Origin of the sequence: Protofrankia coriariae, assembly GCF_001017755.1 — a bacterium.
GTDB classification, from domain to species: domain Bacteria; phylum Actinomycetota; class Actinomycetes; order Frankiales; family Frankiaceae; genus Protofrankia; species Protofrankia coriariae.
The window spans coordinates 195,154-211,389 of sequence record NZ_JWIO01000004.1 but is presented as its reverse complement, the minus strand read 5'-3'; the positions used below and the strand labels follow the sequence as shown (position 1 = coordinate 211,389).

The window sequence follows — 16,236 nt, the reverse complement described above, 5'->3', positions numbered from 1 at the left end:
GCGCGGCGGCTGCTCATCTTCTCGAGCACGGTGACGCTCGCGTTGAACGTCGCCGAACCGCTGATCGCCGGCCAATACGGCAAGGCCGCCTTCGACGCCGTCGGACCACTCCTCCTGATCGGATGGGCAGAAGCCGGGCCGGACCTCCTTCAGGGCCTTCAGGGCCTGCAGGGCACGACCGTCGACCGCGACGCCGCCGTGCCGACGGCTGATCGGCCAGCTGGGCCGGTCGTCGAGGCGGACGTGTTGGCGTCCGCGCCGGTTCACCGGGCGGAATCCGGTAGCGGTCCCGTGGAGGTGGTGCGTGCGGCGCGGCGGCTGCTCATCTTCTCCAGCACGGTCACGCTGGCCTTGAACATCGCCGAGCCCCTGATCGCCGGCCACTACGGCAAAGGCGCCTTCGACGCCGTCGGACCATTGCTCCTGATCGGATGGGCGGAGGTCGCGCCGGGTCTGCTGCATGCCATGCACGTCACGGCGTCCAGCCGGGATGTGGCCGGACCGCGGGCAGGCGGCCCGCCTGCGCCCGGTGGCCGAGCGTCAACCACCCGCCCCCGAGCCGGGGACTACCGTTACGGGCCGGCTGTCGCGCGAGGTCGCGCGCCAGGCGCGTAGGCAGGACCTGCTGCACCGGGCCCGCGCCGAGGACGTGCTGCACTGGCAGTAGCACCAACGCCCGATCTCCGCGGAAACCCTGCGCAAGCGGCTGGAGGTCGGCGCCGGCACCGCCCGCGGCCTGGTCACCCAGCTCCGCACCGACACCCACACCGCACTCGACGAACACGCCGACCCAGCCGCACCGTAGGGGCGCGAGGCTGGCTCAGTCCAGGTCGACCACTCGCCGTCTGCCACCTCGGTGTGCGGCAGGCGGGCCGACAGATCACATGGTGGTCGGCCGCCGGGCGGCCGGCGGGCTGTCATCCTGACCGACAAACGACGGCGGAGGTCAGTCGTCTGGGTGGGTCGCGGAGGACGCCAGGTGGCGGAAGATCTCGAGGACGTCGAGCCTGGAAACACGGCTGATCAGGCACACCGCGACGGTGCCGTTCCCGCTGGGCGGCCTGTGAAGATCCGTCGGTATCCGGCGGGTCGGCCGGTGGTCACCGAGATCGAGACCGTGCCGATGACCGCGGCGCAGCGGCAGGAAGCGGTCTCCGTATTGGCGACGCTGATCGCCCAGTGGGAACAGGCCGGCAGCCCCACCAGCCAACGCAACCAGACAGACTGAACCGCTTTCTAGCGGGCGGTGCGGGTGAGGACCGCGATGGCCGGCGAGGCCGGCAGCGAGGCGGTCTTCCTCGTCAAGATCCATGCCGTCTGGTATGCCCCAGCGGCTTGCACGGTCCCGGGCGGGGTCGGGTCGGGCGGGAGGGCAGGTCGGGATCGCGAGACAGATCTCCCAGCGTCGCCAGCGGCTGCTCCGGGCCGAACGCCAAAGGCGGCAGAAGAGGCTCGCCACCCGGCTCCGGCGAGGACTCGCACGGCAGGCGCAACGATGGTGCTGATCATGGCCAGCCGGCACGCCTCTCGATTGATCGCCGTCACGACCGGGCCTCGGATCGTAGGGCCGGAGCCACCGATCGCGCGGCAGCCCCACTGCTGTTCGCGATTGCTCGGTACGCGCCGCGGGTGCCAAGGTGGGCATCGGTCGAGGCGAGAGCGGCTGGCTGGTTGTCGCACCTACCCGGTACGGTCGCCGCCATGAACGACGCTCTCGCCCATGAACGCCTTGTTGGAGTCCTGGGACTCATTGACCGTTGGGGTGAGCTGTACGACCGGCGTTGGGGCAGGCGAGACCGCTACGTAGAGGACGCCGGTCTCGCGCCGCAGGTCGATTCGCTCCTCGATGAGGTCCGAGCCCGGACGAAGCTGGCCCACGACGTGGTCGTCGCTATGGGTGAAGAGGCCCTCGCGGAGAAGGTTGTCGAGCATGAAGAAGGGCTATACGGAGGTCATCCGTTCACCCAGGCTCGAGTGGCGCTTGTCGAGGCGATCGCCATCCTGGCTCAGCGAGCGGAACTGGCCGAGATCGTCGGCCCAGTCGGGCCGCGGCTCTCAGCATCGGAGCTGCATCCGACGATCTGGGGCGCCGCCGCCCAGCTCTGGGATGACGGTCACCTCCGTGCCGCAGTGCAGACCGCGGCGACGGCGTTCGAGGGGCTGCTCCAGCACAAAGCCGGCCCTCATGTGTCAGGCGAGAATCTAGCCAGCCTCTTCTCCGGCAAGGATCCGACGGTCGGATCGCCTCGTCTTCGGATTCGTGATGTAGATCCCGCGTCCAACACATGGAAGTCCGCCCATGAGGGCGCCGCGGCGCTGGTACGTGGCGCCTTCTTGGGTGTGCGCAATCTGGTGTCACATCCTGGGTGGCCCGATCCGAATGCTCGTCAGGCCCTGGAGATGCTGGCCGTGTTGAGCTATATAGCCCGCCTTGTCGATCAATCGGACACATTGCAGATACCATGACTTTATCCCCTTTTTCCGACATCGCAGCGATGCGTCTCGCCCGTGATGGAACAATATCCGTCGCGTTCACGAACGGGCGGTGCGCGACGGCGACGCTTGGGCGAGAAGTGTTTGAATCCAGCAGCACTATTGCCTCGTCCACCTATCTTCCGCAGTCATCTAGGATGCACCTTCAAACTACGCGCGGAGACGGCATTCTCGTCGATCTCCCGCTACCCACCGATCTCGCACCCACACAAGGCCGACCAACGATCTACTTTGATCAAAATCATTGGAGTACTCTCACCAAGGCGATTTACCAGCCGGACCGGGTTGACGACGAACGGGAGCGTCTAGCAGCGGAGCGGATCATCAATCTTGCGATTAATCGCCGAATTGTGTTGCCAATGTCATCGGCGCACATTTCTGAAACGTGTAAGCAGGTCGATGTCGAACAGCGCTATCGACGCGCGCTTACCATCGTCCGGCTGTCAGCAGGCTGGCAACTGCGCGACCCGTTGGAGCTTCGGCGGCTTGAGATACGGCAAGCACTGACGATGCGCTACCGTGATCGCCGCCTTATCCTTCCCGCCGTGGTAACTCTCGAGCCCAACGCCATCCAGTCTGGCCGAATCGAGACCGTCCCACCCGCCGATGCCAACTTGCCGCTCCAAGCCCAATGGGCCATCCGTACCATGGCGCACATCGGCGGGATCGTCGATGTGATGCTTGACGCGAGACACGTGCCGATGATTTCTGCCGACGGGTGGGCAGCCGGTTTCCAGCGCTTCGCATCTTTCCTGCGAGACAACCCAACCGCAAGGGAGATGAAGCGACGGCGGACGCACGCAAAGTTCATCGCCGATATTATGCCGGAGCTGATGGAAGAAGCCGCCCGAGCCGGCGTCACACCCGACGAGATGACCGACTGGACGCTTAACCACAGCGAGGAAGACCTGAGGTCCATGGCTGCCCTCGGCTTGTTTCGCGAGATCCTCCACGAAAAGCTCTCCGACGGCAATCTCCGCTGGGAAGGAAATGATCTGGTCGACATGATGTATCTCACCGCCGCCGCCGGCTACTGCGATCACGTCGTCGGCGAGCGCGTGCACACATCGCACATCGCGAACGGACTCCGACGGNCGCTGTAGACGCCGATGCGGCCAAAAAGCGTATACGGCAACAAACTCGTCTGGATCATGGCCTGTGTGGATGGTTGCGGATGGGATTCGCGCTGCCTGACCGGCGCTCTAGTGCTGTGGCCGGGTTGGTTCACCGTGTTGTGGGTCGTGCTGGCGGGGCAGGCTGGTGAGACGGTGTCCGATCCAGCTGTGTGGGGGTGTGATGGCAGCACCAGTCAGGGTCCGCAGGTTGACTGATCAGGAAGGGCAGCGGCTGCAACGGATCGTGCGCCGGGGGACAACCAGCACGGTGCGGTACCGGCGGGCGATGATGCTGCTGGCCTCGGCCGGCGGAAACAGCGTGCCGGTGATCGCCCGGCTGGTCGCCGCGGACGAGGACACGGTCCGCGACGTGATCCACCGGTTCAACGAGACGGGTCTGGCCTGCCTGGACCCTCGGTGGGCGGGAGGCCGTCCCCGCCTGCTCCGTCCTGACGACGAGGATTTCGTCGTCGCGACGGCCACCGCCCGCCCGGCCCGGCTCGGTCTGCCGTTCACCCACTGGTCGCTGCGGAAACTCGTCGCCTACCTGCGCCGGGCTCCCGGCCGGGTGATCCGGATCGGCCGGGAGACGTTGCGTGCTCTGCTGGCCCGGCGGGGGGTGAGCGTCCAACGGACGAAGACGTGGAAGGAGTCTCCCGACCCCGCGCGGGAGGTGAAGCTCGACCGGATCGAGCGGGTCTGCGCGCAGACGCCTGACCGGGTGTTCGCCTTCGACGAGTTCGGCCCGTTGGGGATCCGCCCGACCGGGGGTGTCTGCTGGGCCGAGCGGGGCCGTCCGCAGCGGGTGGCGGCGAGCTATCACCGCACCCAGGGGGTGACCTACTTCCACGGCTGCTACTCGGTTGGTGAGGATCGGCTGTGGGGAGTCAACCGGCGTCGTAAGGGAACGGGGAACACCCTGGCCGCGTTGCGGTCGATCCGCGCGGCCCGTCCGGACGGCGCCCCGATCTGCATCGTCCTGGACAACCTCTCCGCGCATACCGGAACGAGGATCCGGTCCTGGGCGCGGCGGAACAGGGCCGAGTTGTGCTTCACGCCGACCTACGCCTCCTGGGCGAACCCGATCGAGGCCCACTTCGGCGCGTTGCGCCAGTTCACGATCGCTAACAGCGAGCATCCGAACCACACCGTCCAGACCCGCGCGCTGCACGACTACCTGGCCTGGCGCAACGCTCACGCCCGTCACCCCGACGTGCTGGCTGCCCAGCGCCGGGAACGGGCCCGTATCCGCAGCGAGAGACACATCCGCTGGGGCGGACGACCCCTGCCCACCGCAGCATGATCGCAAAAATCGGTGAACGTATCGGGCCACAGCACTAGATACGCGCGGCGAAGGTGACGGGTAGCTGGTTGACGCCGCGGGCGAGTACCGCGGGGATCCACTCGATCTGATCGTCGGGGACGGCCAGGCGCAGGCCCGGCAGGCGGGTGATCAGGGTGCCCAGGGCGATCTGGAGTTCGACGCGGGCGAGCGCGGCGCCGGGGCAGAAGTGGATGCCGTGGCCGAAGGCGAGGTGCGGGTTGACGGGGCGGTCGAAGTCCAGGGTGTCGGGGTCGGGGAAGCGTTGCGGGTCGCGGTTGGCCGCGCAGAGCGAGACGATCGTCGAGTCGCCGGCCGGGACGCGGGTGCCGTGCAGCTCCGCGTCCTCGGCGAGGAACCGCCAGGTGGTGAGCTCGAAGGCGCTGTCGTAGCGGAGCAGCTCCTCCACGGCCCGTTCCAGCAGCTCCGGCTGTGCGCGTAGCCGTTCCAGGTGGGAGGGATGGCGCAGCAGCGCCATCAGCGCCGTACTGATCTGGTTGGTGACCGGTTCCTGCCCGGCGACCAGGAGCTGGAAGATCATCGAGTCGAGCTCCTCCTGGCCGAGCTCGCCCGCATCCCGGGCCCGCACGAGCCGGCTGAGCAGGCTGTCGTCGGGATGCTCCCGGTGGTGGTCGGCCGTGTAACCCTGAGTCGTGTAGCCCTGTATGGCGGCGATGTAGCCCTGGAGCTCGTGCAGCAGCCCGATGTAGGCGGCCCGGCCCGGGTCCTGTGGGCCGACGGGCTGGACGACCTTGCCCCACTCCCGGCGGAAGCGGCGGGCGAGATCCGGGGGCAGGCCGATGACCTCGGCGAGCACCTGGAAGGGGAAGTGGGCCGCGAAGCGCTCGGTGGCATGGCGTCCACCAAGGCGTCGGCGAGCCGTTGGAAGCGGGGCCGTATCGCCTCCACCCGGCGCGGGGCGAAGGCGTCGAGCAGCAGCCGGCGCATGGCGGTGTGCCGGGGCGGGTCCTGGTGCAGCAGGTGGACCTGAAGCTGGGAGTGCTGGGGCTCGGGCATGATGGAGGCGAGCCGGCGCCACCGGTCGTTGCCAAGCGCGTGGCTCTTGCCCAGCCGGCTGTCGTTGAGGCTCTGGTGGGCCGCGTGGTAGCCGGTCACCAGCCAGCCGACCACGCCGCTGGGGAAGCGCAGCCGGTGGCCCCACTCCAGCCGGTCGGGTGAGGCGTCGAGGCGGGGTTTGAGCCGGCTCTCGTCGACCAGGTCGCGCACCCGGCCGCCGTGGGCGTCCAGGGCGTCGCGGGCCATCTCCTGCAGCCCGCGGTTGTAGTCGGGGTGGTGGGTGGCGGGGTAGTGGTTCTTCAGCCTGGTCAGCACGGACGCGGGCGCGAGTCCGCCGCCGGCCGCGCGCAGCAGGCTCTTCTCCCGCCCGTCGAAGCTCTTGCACGACCAGGGGACGCTGAAGACGTACTCGACCAGCCGGTGGTCGCAGTACGGCACCCGTACCTCGATGCCCTGCGCCATGCTGAGGCGGTCCTTGCGGTGCAGCAGCTGGCGCAGCCAGCGGGTGAGGGACAGGTGCTGCATCTCCCGCTGACGGTGCTCGGCAGCGTCCTCACCGTCGAGGTGCGGGACCGCCGCGAGCGCGTCGCGGTAGGTGTCGTCCCGGAACTCGCCGACACGCAGGGTGGCGGCGAGATCGGGGTGCAGCGGCACGGCGGCCTCGTCGCCGGTGACGAGCAGCCAGGGGAAGGTCCGCGCGGCGAGCGCCCGGGGGGTGTGGAACCACGGGTAGCCGCCGAAGAGCTCGTCCGCGGCCTCCCCGGACACCGCGACGGTGGAGGTGCGCCGGATCTCACCGAAGAGCAGGTACAGGGAGGTGTCCATGTCGCCGACGCCGACGGGCGAGTCGCGGGCGACGACGACGGCCCGGCGGTGCTCGGGGTCGAGCAGGGTGTGCGGGTCGAGCACGATCGTGCTGTGGTCGGTGCCGATGAACGCCCCGGCCTCGGCCGCGTACGGGGTGTCGTGGCCGGTGCGCAGCGCGTCCCCGGTGAACTGTTCGGCCTGGTCGCTGTAGTCCACGGAGTAGGAGCGGATGCGAGCGTCGGGGCCCTCCCGGCGGCGCAGCTCGTCCGCGAGGACGGCGGTGAGCACGGTGGAGTCCAGGCCGCCGGAGAGCAGGCTGCAGCGCGGTACGTCCGCCTCCAGATGGGCGCGGGCGGCGCGGTCGAGGTGGGCGCGTACCCGCTCCACGGTGGTCGTCGTGGTCGTCGTGGTGCGGCCGGGGCTCCAGGGCCCAGTACGTCCGTTCGGCCAGGCCGGCGCGGTCGACGGTGGCCACGGCGCCGGGCGGCAGTTCCCGCACGCCGGCCCACACCGTGGGTCCGGTGTTGAACAGCAGGCTGTACGCCTCCCGCAGGCCGTCGGCGTCGACCCGCGGGGCCAGCAGCGGGTGGGCGAACAGCGCCTTGGGCTCCGAGCCGAAGACGACACCGCCGGGGATCTCGGCGAGGAACAACGGTTTGACGCCGAGCCGGTCGCGTACCAGCAGGAGCCGCCGCTGCCGGGCGTCCCACACCGCGAAGGCGTACATGCCCTCCAACCGGTCGGCGAGACGCTCGCCCCACTGCTGGTAGGCGCGCAGCACCACCTCGGTGTCGCTGCGGGTGCGGAAGGCGTGGCCGTGGCGGCGCAGATGCGCCCGCAGCTCGTGGTGGTTGTAGACCTCGCCGCTGTAGGTCAGGACGATCTCGGTGTCGCCCTGGTGGGCGATCATGGGCTGGGCGCCGCCCGCGAGGTCGATGACCGCCAGCCGGCGATGGCCGATCGCAGCGTGTTCGCCGAGCCAGACCCCACCGGCGTCGGGGCCACGGCGGGCGAGGGTGGCGGTCATCGCCTCGATGACCGCCACCTGGGTACGCGGGTCCTCGTGGAACGACACCCAGCCGGTGATTCCGCACATGTCTGCTCCCTCCTTACGACGAGTGACCGGGCATGGGGCATGAGGCATGGAAAACGGGATCTACGGGATCTGAGGAACGGAATGTGATCGGCGGCGCCGGGCGGGGCACGGGTCAGTGGCTTCCAGCCGGTTCGGTACAGTCGGCGGCGATCAGCTCGGGCGCGCCGGCTGTTCGTGGGGCCCGCTGGACGACGGCGAGCAGGACGACGGCCGCACAGGCGGCCGCGGCGGCCAGGCCCAGCCCGGCACGCACTCCCGCCTCGCCGCGACCGGCCAGCCCCACCCGGCGGTGGCCACGGCCGGGCCCAGCGCGAAACCGAGACCGCGGGCGAGCTGTACGGCCGACCCGGCCGGTGGCCATCCGGTCGGCGGGTGCGGCGGTCATCACCAGGGCCTGCACCGGGCCGCCGTACAGCCCCATGCCGGCTCCGGCGAGGGCGAGCCGCCAGGCCACCTCGGCTGGCGACCAGGTGCCGCCGAGCGGGACGAGCAGCAGCAGCCCGAGCGCGGTCAGGCAGCAGCCGGCCACCGCGGTGGGGCGTGGCCCCAGGCGGTCGGCGAGGCCGCCCCCGAGCGGGCCGGCAAGGCCCATGGCGAGCGGGAAGGCGAGCACCGGTCACGCCGCACGAGAACCCCGCTGTCCTCCGCCCTGCGGGAGACAGCCTGGGTCACCGCCCGCATCGGCCAACATCTGCCAGACACGCCCAGCGGCCAACGCCGGCGAGGGCGTCCTACCTCTTCGGGGCCGAGGCCGGGGGAGTGGGCGCGTGGTCGTAGCCGTCGTCGTGGGGGAGGAGCAGGTGGGCCTCCCCGTCCCGGACGAGGATCTTCGGGCGCACCGGGCTGAGGTCCCGGATGCGCGCCGCCGTCAGGACGGACGCGACGGATGCGTGCTCGGCCAGCTCCCGCAGCGTGTGCACGGTGGGTGGCAGCATTGCCAGCTGTCCCGCCAGATGCTCGGCGAGGGCCGTGGCCGGCGACAGCCACAGCAGCCGGTCGGACTCGCCGGGTATCGGGCGGGTTCGCTGCTCGACCGGCATGGCGGCGATGAAGAAACGGGTGTCGTACCGACGGGGCTCCACCTCGGGGGTCACCCAGCGTGCCCACGGGCGCAGCAGGTCGACGCGCAGGCCCAGACCCCGGCGGGCCAGCAGGGCGGCCATGCTGAGCTGCCGTTTCTCCAGCGCGAGACGGTCGGCCTCCCAGCTGGGGTCGGTGACGTCGGCGACGCTGTCCGCGTCGGGGCCGGCGAGCAGCACGCCGCTCTCCTCGAACGTCTCCCGCACGGCGGCGCTCACCAGGGCGCGGGCCAGCGCCGGCTCGGCGTCGAGGGCCGTGACGATGTCCGCTTCGATGTCCGTCTCGACGTCTGTCTCAACGTTCGTTTCGGAGGTACCGAACCACCGCGGCTGGGCGGTGACGTCGGCCGGGTCCACCGTCCCGCCGGGGAAGACGTGCATGCCGGCGGCGAAGGCCATCGTCGACACCCGGCGCAGCAGGCAGACCTGGATGCCCGTCCCGTTCTCGGCGTCCCGGAGCAGCGCGACGGTGGCGGCGTCGCGGGTCGCGACCGGCTGGCTGTGGCCCGCCTGGAAGGCGGCCGCCCGCCGGGCGAGGTCCGGCGGCACCGGCTGTCGCAGCGCGCTCAGCGGATCCCGGCGCGCCCCACCCGTAAGATCAGCCATTCGACACATGTTAGGCCGCGCCCGCGCGAGCGGCATCCGTCCACAGCCGGACCGGGTCGGCGTGGCACCGGCCCGCGCGCTTGTTGCCGAGGGTGACGGCGAGGGCGGCGAGTCGGGCGCGTTCCGTCGCATGCCTCGGTGTGTCTCTTCGGACGTGACGACGATCGCAGGATCGTTTGCCGGGGTGGCTGGCCGACATCCGACGGACCGAACGGGAGCGGAAGCGTCTGTGGCTGCTGCGTCGCCGAGCCGTTCCGCCAGGAGCCCGTCCGGGCCCGGACGGCACTGTGGAAGTTCTACTACGAACAAGTGGTAGCTCAACTGCGTTGATCTGTGTCCGCGTCTCTCGCACGCTGTTTCTGGCGGCGCCGCGCCGGAACAGCCGGCACAGAACCGGCACCAGGCCGGCACCAGGCCGGAGTAGTTGATGGGGCACGCCGTGATTCGTGGGACTCCGCCTGCGGAGTTCCGCCTGCGCGCGACGAGGGATCGGACGGAAAATGGGTTACCGCACACTCGGCAAAACCGGTGTGAAAGTAAGCCGGCTCACCCTGGGTGCGATGAACTTCGGTTCGTACGGAAACAGCGACCACGAGGACGCGATCAGAATCATCCAGCGCGCTCTCGACGCGGGAATCAATATCATCGACACCGCGGACGTGTATTCCCAGGGCGAGAGCGAAACCATTGTCGGAAAGGCCCTCGCGGGGCGTCGCGACAACGTCGTCCTCGCGACGAAGTTCCACGGCCAGTTCGGTGACGGGATCAACACCCGCGGCAGCTCGCGCCGCTGGATCTTCCAGGCTGTCGAGCGCTCGCTGCGGCGGCTGCAGACCGACCACATCGATCTCTACCAGGCGCACAAGCCAGACCCGACGGTGGACCTGTCGGAGACGCTGAGCGCCCTGGACGATCTTGTACGGCAGGGCAAGATCCGCTACTACGGGACCACCACGTATGAGCCGTACCTGCTGGTGGAGGCGCAGTGGGTGGCCGAACGCGACGGTCTGCGGCGGCCGGCCACCGAGCAGCCGCCGTACTCGATCCTCGCCCGCGGTGCCGAGCGGGCGACGCTGCCGATCGCGGGCAGGTACGGCCTGGGCGTGCTGACCTGGAGCCCGCTGGCCGGCGGCTGGCTGTTCGGCCGGCACCAGGCCGGGCAGCAGGCGGCCCCTCCCGCCGGACCCGGCGGCAGCCGCAGCGGCACGACCCCGTCCTGCCGGTCAACCAGACCAAGCGGGACATCGCCATCCGGCTCGACGAGCTGGCGCGGGAGGCCGGGATCACCCTCCCGCAGCTGGCGGTCGCCTTCGTCCTCAACCACCCGCAGGTGACCAGCGTGCTGATCGGCCCGCGCACGTTCGAGCAGCTCGAAGGGCTGTTGGACGCCCCGGAGGTGGTCCTCGACCCGGCGCTGCTCGACGCGATCGACGAGCTCGTGCCCCCGGGCGTCACGCTCAACCGCGTGGACGAGGGCTACCTGCCGCCGTGGCTGGGAGAGGACAGCGCGGCCCGTCGACGGGTGCCGCCGCGCCCGGCGCTGGCCACTGCCTGATCTCACAGTCGCGCAAGGTGACCAGGAGAGGACGATGACCGAACAGCGACCGACCCTGCACCTCGGCGTGAACTGCCCGGGGCTGGGCTCCTACCGCGGGGCGTGGCGCCGGGCCGGGATCGACCCGGTCGGCACGTCGACCGCGGAGTTCTACGTACGGATCGCCCAGACCACGGAACGTGGGCTGTTCGACGCCGTCTTCACCGCCGACGTGCCGACGCTGACGCCGACCTGGGAGACCGAGCCGCAGCGCAACAGCCTCGACCCCGTGCTGGCGCTGACCGTGGCGGCACAGCACACCGAGTACGTCGGCGTGGTGGCCACCGTGTCGACGACCTGGCACCACCCCTACGACCTGGCCCGCTCGATCGCCAGCCTGGACCGGATCTCGCACGGCCGCGCCGGGTGGAACGCGGTGACCAGCTACAACCCGCTGGTCTCGCCGAACTACGGGCTCGACGTGCTGCCGCCGAAGGCACGGCGCTACGCCCGAGCCCGGGAGTTCCTCGACGTCGTCGACGCGCTCTGGCACACCTGGGCCCCGGACGCGATCGTCGCGGACAAGGCCACCGGCGTGTTCGCCCACGCCGACCGGGTGCGCCCGATCAGGCACCGCGGCGAGCACTTCACGGTCACCGGCGGAGCGACCGTGCCGCCGTCGGAGCAGGGCCTGCCGGTGGTCTTCCAGGCGGGGGCATCACCGGAGGGCCTCGACCTCGCCGCCCGGCACGCGGACGCCACGTTCGTCGCCGCCGCCACTCTCGTCGTCGCGCGTGGCTACCGTCGCCGGCTCGACGCGGCGTCGGCGGTGCGTGCGGCGGGCNGCGGGCCGTCCGCCGGTGCTCGCGCTGCCCGGCCTCGTGTGCACCCTCGGCTCCACCGACGAGGAGGCGGCCCGCCGCCGCGACGAGCTCGACGACGCCGAGGCACGGGCGTCGACCCTGGGCACGCTGGCGGCCCGGCTGGGCCTGCCGGCCGACGAGATCGACCTGGACGCGCCGCTGCCGCTGGACCGCGTCGACCTCGAGCGGCAGCGGCACCTGACCTCGGAGGGATTCCTGCGGTCGCTGCTCACGCTCGCCGAGTCGGGCCGGCCGGTACGGGAGATCGTCCGGGACGGGATCGGGCACCTTGCCGTCACGGGCGGCCCGAAGACGGTCGCGGACACCATCGAGGAATGGTTCGCCACCGGTGCCGTCGACGGTTTCAACGTGATGTTCGATGTCGTCGAGGAGGGTCTGCCGCTGTTCGTGGACGAGGTCGTCCCGATTCTGCAGGAACGGGTCCTGTACCGGCGCCGCTACCCGGGCCGCACACTGCGCGAACACCTGGGAATCCCGATTCCACGCTGGTGAGAACCATACGGCCACGCACGGCGCCGCGGCGCCCGGGTAACGCGGTAACGCGGTAACGCGGCAGAACCGGTAACGCGGCAGAACCGGTAACGCGGCAGAACTTCATAAAAGAACTTTCCCCAGAAAGGAGCGCGTCGTCATGGCGAGAATCCTGGAACTGAGCCCGCTGTTCAGCGAGGCCGGCAGCTCGGAGTTCCACATCGTCAACGGTGTGTGGAACGCGCGGGAGCAGGCGGAGCGGCAGGCGCTCGCCCGCGGCCACACCTACACGCGGCTGGCCGACGGCGGGCACGACCGGGCGGCGGTGGCCGAGGCGCTGGCCGCCGCCGACGCGGTGATCCTCGCGCCGGGCAGCGTGCCCCAGCCGGCCAGCGAGAGCGCGGGCCGGGCGCTCGGCCAGCGCCTCCTGGCGCAGGTGAGCGAGGCCCTGCCGGCGGCCCACATCGTTCTGGTCTCGCACTTCCTGGTCGGGCACGGCATCACGCACCGTAACGCCAAGCCCGGTACCTGGGCGCTGCGGGCGTTCGAGGCGCACCTGCGCGGCGGCCCGAACCCGTGGACCATCCTGCGTCCCACCTGGCTGTCGACCCGGCACGACGTCTCCTACCAGACGCGGCTGACCCAGGACCCGCACGCCGACGGGCTGGTCAGCACCGAGAGCATCGGGGCGGCCGCGGTGACGGCGATCGAGCATCCCGAGGTGGCCGCCGGCCGCACGGCGAGCATCTTCAACCTGAGTATCCCGGCCGGAGGCGACACCGATCTGGCCGCCCAGTACGCCGCTCTCGACCCCGACTTCGAGTACACCGCCCTCGAGTACGCGAAGGCGGGGGTATGAGCCTCCCGGCGGGTCAGCACGAGTGGGAGGCGACCGTCGGCAAGGACGACCTCGGCCGCCCCGTACCGCCCCGGTACCACGTCCTGCTCCTGGTCGACCTTGTCGGGCAGCCCGGTCAGGACGCCGCGCGGCACCTGGAGTCGGCCCTGCGGACGCTGGAGGAACGCTACCCCTACGGCCCGGACGGCCTGCTGAGCACGCGCTGGAGGAGGCGGGATGGCTGCGTGACCTCGGTTTCGGCGCCCTGCGGGTACCCGTCGAGTCCGGCGGTCTGGGCGCGAGCCTCCGCCAGCTCTTCGCGTTGCTCGTCGAGCTCGGCGCGGCCGAGTCGAACCTGGTGCAGGCCCTGCGCGTGCACTTCAGGTTCACCGAGGACCGGCTGGCCGAACGCGACACCGACTGCTGCCCCAGGTCGGCGCGACCCCCGGCGGGAGCGGCCGGNCCCCCGGCGGGAGCGGCCGGCCGTAGACGGCATGCAGCAGGTAGCGGTGTCGTTCGGCGCTGTCCGCCCAGAAGGTCCGGTCGGTGGGGTGGGTGGCCAGCGCGTCCAGGGAGGCGCGCAGGTCGTTCAGCCATTGGGGGGAGAGGGTGACGGGTGTGGCCAGGTACTGGCTGCCGGGGGCTGCGACCGGGTCGGGGGCCAGGGTCATCAGCTCGGCGCACACCGGGATGCTCACCGGCTGGATGTGTGTCCATTCCACGCTGTCCAACAGCGTCGGTTTGTGGATGCCGCGCAGGGCTGCGGCGTCGCGGATGCCCGTCCACGCCTCCCGGTCCATCCCGTCCTCGTGGAAGGGGGCGACCCGTAGCCATGCCCGTTCACCCTGGTAGAGCACCGGGCCGCTGATGCTGTCCGCGACGCTGGTAGCGGGTGCGCACGGTTCGACGCCCAGTCGCTCGACTGCGACTAAAGGCTGTACCCGGTGACGCAGCCCGGGAGCCGCTTGGTGGATCATGTTGGGGTGCAGGTCATCTCCGTTGCTGACCCTCAGTGGATCTTCCCGTTCACCGGGTTGAAGCCGACCCAGTTCCGTCGGCTGGTCCGCCTCGTCGCCCAGCGCGGCGGGGACCGGATCGCTGATGGCCGCCCGGGGCGGCCGTGGGCGCTGTCCCTGCCGGACCGGGTGCTGCTGGTAGCGGCGTACTGGCGGACGAACCTGACTCTGCGCCAGATCGGCCCGCTGTTCGGGGTCTCCTACTCGTCCGCCTACCGGGTGATCGACACGATCGGCCCGCTGCTGGCCCTGGCCCCGGTGAAACGACGTCCCCGCGACCAGATCGCGATCGTGGACGGCACGCTCATCCCGACCCGCGACCACGCCCTGGCCGCCCCGTCGAAGAACTACCGATACTCGACGAACCTGCAGGTCGCGATCGACGCGGACACCCGCCTGGTCATCGCCCTGGGCGACCCCCAGCCCGGGAACCGCAACGACACGATCGTCTACCAGACCAGCGGGATCGCCGACCGCCTCGCCGGACGTCTCGCCATGGCCGACGGCGGCTACCACGGCCACCCAGAGATGATCATGCCGTATCGGAAACCCCTCGACGGACAGCCACTGCCGGAGTGGAAGGAAGAACTCAACCGGGTGCACCGCAAGGTCCGGGCCCGCGTCGAGCACACCCTCGCCGGAATGAAGACCTGGAAGATCCTGCGTGACTACCGCCGCCAGGCCCGCACCCTCGGAGTCACCGCGGCCGGGATCGCTCATCTCTACAACATCAGCAGGGCCGGCTGACCGGCCCCGCGGACCAGCCGCGCCACACCCAAACCGAGTTACGAAACAGCCTCTAGGGTGACCCGGCCCGCCGTCCTGTCCTGGATGGCGGCGACGGCGCTCATGGCGGTGTCGACGGCCTGCAGGACTCGCCGGGCGTGCTCGGCGAGCACTTCCCCACTGTGCGTGAGTCGCAGCGTGCGGCCGTCACGCCGGAACAGGACCGCGTCGACCTCGTCCTCGAGCACACGCAGTTGCTGTGACACCGCCGAACTCGTGACGCGCCGGTTCCTCGCGACGGCGGTCATGGTGCCCAGATCGGCCAGTTCGCACAACAGCATGAGTCTTCGCAGGTCCAGCATCACCTGGCTCCCGTCCGGTCGAGAGGAGTGGTTCTCCCGGCAGAAAAGTGGAACGCGGACGTCGTGTGGCGTGGCATGAGGACCTTCGTGTTGGCGAATCGGGCTCCAGCGAGCGCCCGTCCGGATATGTGATCGGAACAGGCTGGCGAGTGATTGCTCGGGTGGGTTCCCGTCGCCCGCCAGACCGTGGCCCAGGGCCGGGGAGGGGGACGTGAGCCCAGATCGGCACGATGAGAACTCGTTCACCCGCCGGGGACGGGATGACGAGTGGTGGTGTGACAGTGCGCCGGAACCGGCAGCTGGTGCCTGCTGACGAGTGGTGGGGTGTGCGACGTCAGCGGGGACAGATCGAGCTACACGCCCGCATAAGGTCGACGTCGCGCCGCGCCACGAGGTCGATGGAGGTCACGAGACGGCATTATTGCACAACAGCGCACTTCCGGCGAATTAGAAGGTGAGCTGCGGTTTTGTTTCAGAATGATTGTAGTATTTCTACCACGGGCCGCGGCCGGGGCAGCGGAAGAGACACGGAGCGGATTGTGGACCGATCCGATCTGACCGCGGATAGGGCCGGGCAGCGGAATCTCCGCCATTCCGGCGGGCGGGGCGCCCGTCAGGCGGGGTGCGGCCGCGTCGGCTGGATCGTCGGCTCGAACAAAGTCGCACCAAGATCCTCACGGGTGACGAGGGAGACCGCGCGACCGTCCCGCAGAACCACGGCGGCGTGGTGAGCGCCCAGGGCGGCCCGAGCCGCGGAGATCGTCTGGCCGACGCCGACGGCCGGCAACGGGTCGGCGAGGTGCTCCAGCACCGGGCTGTCCGGGTGGATCCGCCCCGCGGCGATCGCCGCCCGAAGCGCGGCGGGCTCGAG

Annotated in this window: 14 protein-coding genes and 2 pseudogenes (1 of these 16 only partly in view); 9 read left to right on the top strand and 7 right to left on the bottom strand. The window is 70.4% G+C overall.

Going from position 1 to position 16,236, the window contains the following annotated elements; translation table 11 throughout:
• Positions 1 to 285: 285 nt before the first annotated feature.
• The 4 genes and pseudogenes from FrCorBMG51_RS30610 to FrCorBMG51_RS04670 all read left to right on the top strand — a co-directional run.
• Positions 286 to 805, top strand: a pseudogene (locus FrCorBMG51_RS30610) (hypothetical protein); the annotation flags it as partial.
• A 291-nt stretch (positions 806 to 1,096) separates the two neighbouring features.
• The gene (locus tag FrCorBMG51_RS32375) at positions 1,097 to 1,228 is read left to right on the top strand and encodes a hypothetical protein (protein ID WP_256386281.1); all 132 of its coding nucleotides are present in this window, start codon (positions 1,097 to 1,099) and stop codon (positions 1,226 to 1,228) included.
• A 473-nt stretch (positions 1,229 to 1,701) separates the two neighbouring features.
• The gene (locus FrCorBMG51_RS26240) at positions 1,702 to 2,466 is read left to right on the top strand and encodes a TIGR02391 family protein (RefSeq protein ID WP_083731370.1); all 765 of its coding nucleotides are present in this window, start codon (positions 1,702 to 1,704) and stop codon (positions 2,464 to 2,466) included.
• Positions 2,467 to 3,816: 1,350 nt separating this feature from the next.
• Positions 3,817 to 4,911 carry an IS630 family transposase gene (locus tag FrCorBMG51_RS04670; RefSeq protein WP_235433311.1) on the top strand — a complete coding sequence of 365 codons (1,095 nt, stop codon included), beginning with the start codon at positions 3,817 to 3,819 and terminating at the stop codon, positions 4,909 to 4,911.
• A 34-nt stretch (positions 4,912 to 4,945) separates the two neighbouring features.
• Here FrCorBMG51_RS04670 and FrCorBMG51_RS34455 read toward each other — a convergent pair whose 3' ends face one another.
• The 5 genes and pseudogenes from FrCorBMG51_RS34455 to FrCorBMG51_RS04650 form a co-directional block, all read right to left on the bottom strand.
• Positions 4,946 to 5,518, bottom strand: a complete 573-nt coding sequence (locus FrCorBMG51_RS34455) for a cytochrome P450 (protein WP_200902327.1) — start codon at positions 5,516 to 5,518, stop codon at positions 4,946 to 4,948.
• A complete protein-coding gene (locus FrCorBMG51_RS34450; protein WP_235433310.1) occupies positions 5,467 to 7,140 on the bottom strand; it encodes an asparagine synthase-related protein in 1,674 nt (557 codons plus the stop codon). The genes FrCorBMG51_RS34455 and FrCorBMG51_RS34450 overlap by 52 nt, the downstream gene beginning before the upstream one ends.
• 265 nt (positions 7,141 to 7,405) lie before the next feature.
• Positions 7,406 to 7,780: pseudogene (locus tag FrCorBMG51_RS30600) on the bottom strand (asparagine synthase (glutamine-hydrolyzing)); the annotation flags it as partial.
• Between the two features lie 181 nt (positions 7,781 to 7,961).
• On the bottom strand, positions 7,962 to 8,462 hold the full coding sequence (locus tag FrCorBMG51_RS04655) for an MFS transporter (protein WP_047221839.1): 501 nt from the start codon (positions 8,460 to 8,462) through the stop codon (positions 7,962 to 7,964).
• Positions 8,463 to 8,580: 118 nt separating this feature from the next.
• Positions 8,581 to 9,534 carry an NUDIX hydrolase gene (locus FrCorBMG51_RS04650; RefSeq protein ID WP_200902326.1) on the bottom strand — a complete coding sequence of 318 codons (954 nt, stop codon included), beginning with the start codon at positions 9,532 to 9,534 and terminating at the stop codon, positions 8,581 to 8,583.
• Between the two features lie 500 nt (positions 9,535 to 10,034).
• Here FrCorBMG51_RS04650 and FrCorBMG51_RS04645 point away from each other — a divergent pair, with 500 nt between their 5' ends.
• The 5 genes from FrCorBMG51_RS04645 (at position 10,035) to FrCorBMG51_RS04620 (ending at position 15,024) form a co-directional block, all read left to right on the top strand.
• Entirely contained in the window at positions 10,035 to 10,868 is an 834-nt protein-coding gene (locus tag FrCorBMG51_RS04645; RefSeq protein WP_338052681.1) for an aldo/keto reductase, read from the top strand.
• Entirely contained in the window at positions 10,751 to 11,089 is a 339-nt protein-coding gene (locus FrCorBMG51_RS34445; protein WP_338052683.1) for an aldo/keto reductase, read from the top strand. Before FrCorBMG51_RS04645 ends, FrCorBMG51_RS34445 begins: the two co-directional genes overlap by 118 nt.
• Before the next feature lie 34 nt (positions 11,090 to 11,123).
• A complete protein-coding gene (locus FrCorBMG51_RS34440) occupies positions 11,124 to 12,500 on the top strand; it encodes an NtaA/DmoA family FMN-dependent monooxygenase (RefSeq protein WP_086055240.1) in 1,377 nt (458 codons plus the stop codon).
• 83 nt (positions 12,501 to 12,583) lie between these two features.
• Positions 12,584 to 13,282, top strand: a complete 699-nt coding sequence (locus FrCorBMG51_RS04635) for an NAD(P)H-binding protein (protein WP_047221838.1) — start codon at positions 12,584 to 12,586, stop codon at positions 13,280 to 13,282.
• Between the two features lie 962 nt (positions 13,283 to 14,244).
• The gene (locus tag FrCorBMG51_RS04620) at positions 14,245 to 15,024 is read left to right on the top strand and encodes an IS5/IS1182 family transposase (RefSeq protein ID WP_047221836.1); all 780 of its coding nucleotides are present in this window, start codon (positions 14,245 to 14,247) and stop codon (positions 15,022 to 15,024) included.
• A gap of 38 nt (positions 15,025 to 15,062) precedes the next feature.
• Here the strand turns inward: FrCorBMG51_RS04620 and FrCorBMG51_RS04615 are convergent, their stop codons facing one another.
• Together FrCorBMG51_RS04615 and FrCorBMG51_RS04610 are read right to left on the bottom strand one after the other, a co-directional pair.
• Positions 15,063 to 15,365, bottom strand: a complete 303-nt coding sequence (locus FrCorBMG51_RS04615) for a LysR family transcriptional regulator (protein WP_052914293.1) — start codon at positions 15,363 to 15,365, stop codon at positions 15,063 to 15,065.
• A gap of 492 nt (positions 15,366 to 15,857) precedes the next feature.
• Positions 15,858 to 16,236: the 3' end of a PLP-dependent cysteine synthase family protein gene (locus tag FrCorBMG51_RS04610; RefSeq protein WP_157180386.1), read on the bottom strand. The gene runs 1,202 nt beyond the window's last position; the window shows 379 of its 1,581 coding nt (coding positions 1,203-1,581); its start codon lies beyond the right edge, outside the window — the gene reads right to left on this strand; the stop codon is at positions 15,858 to 15,860.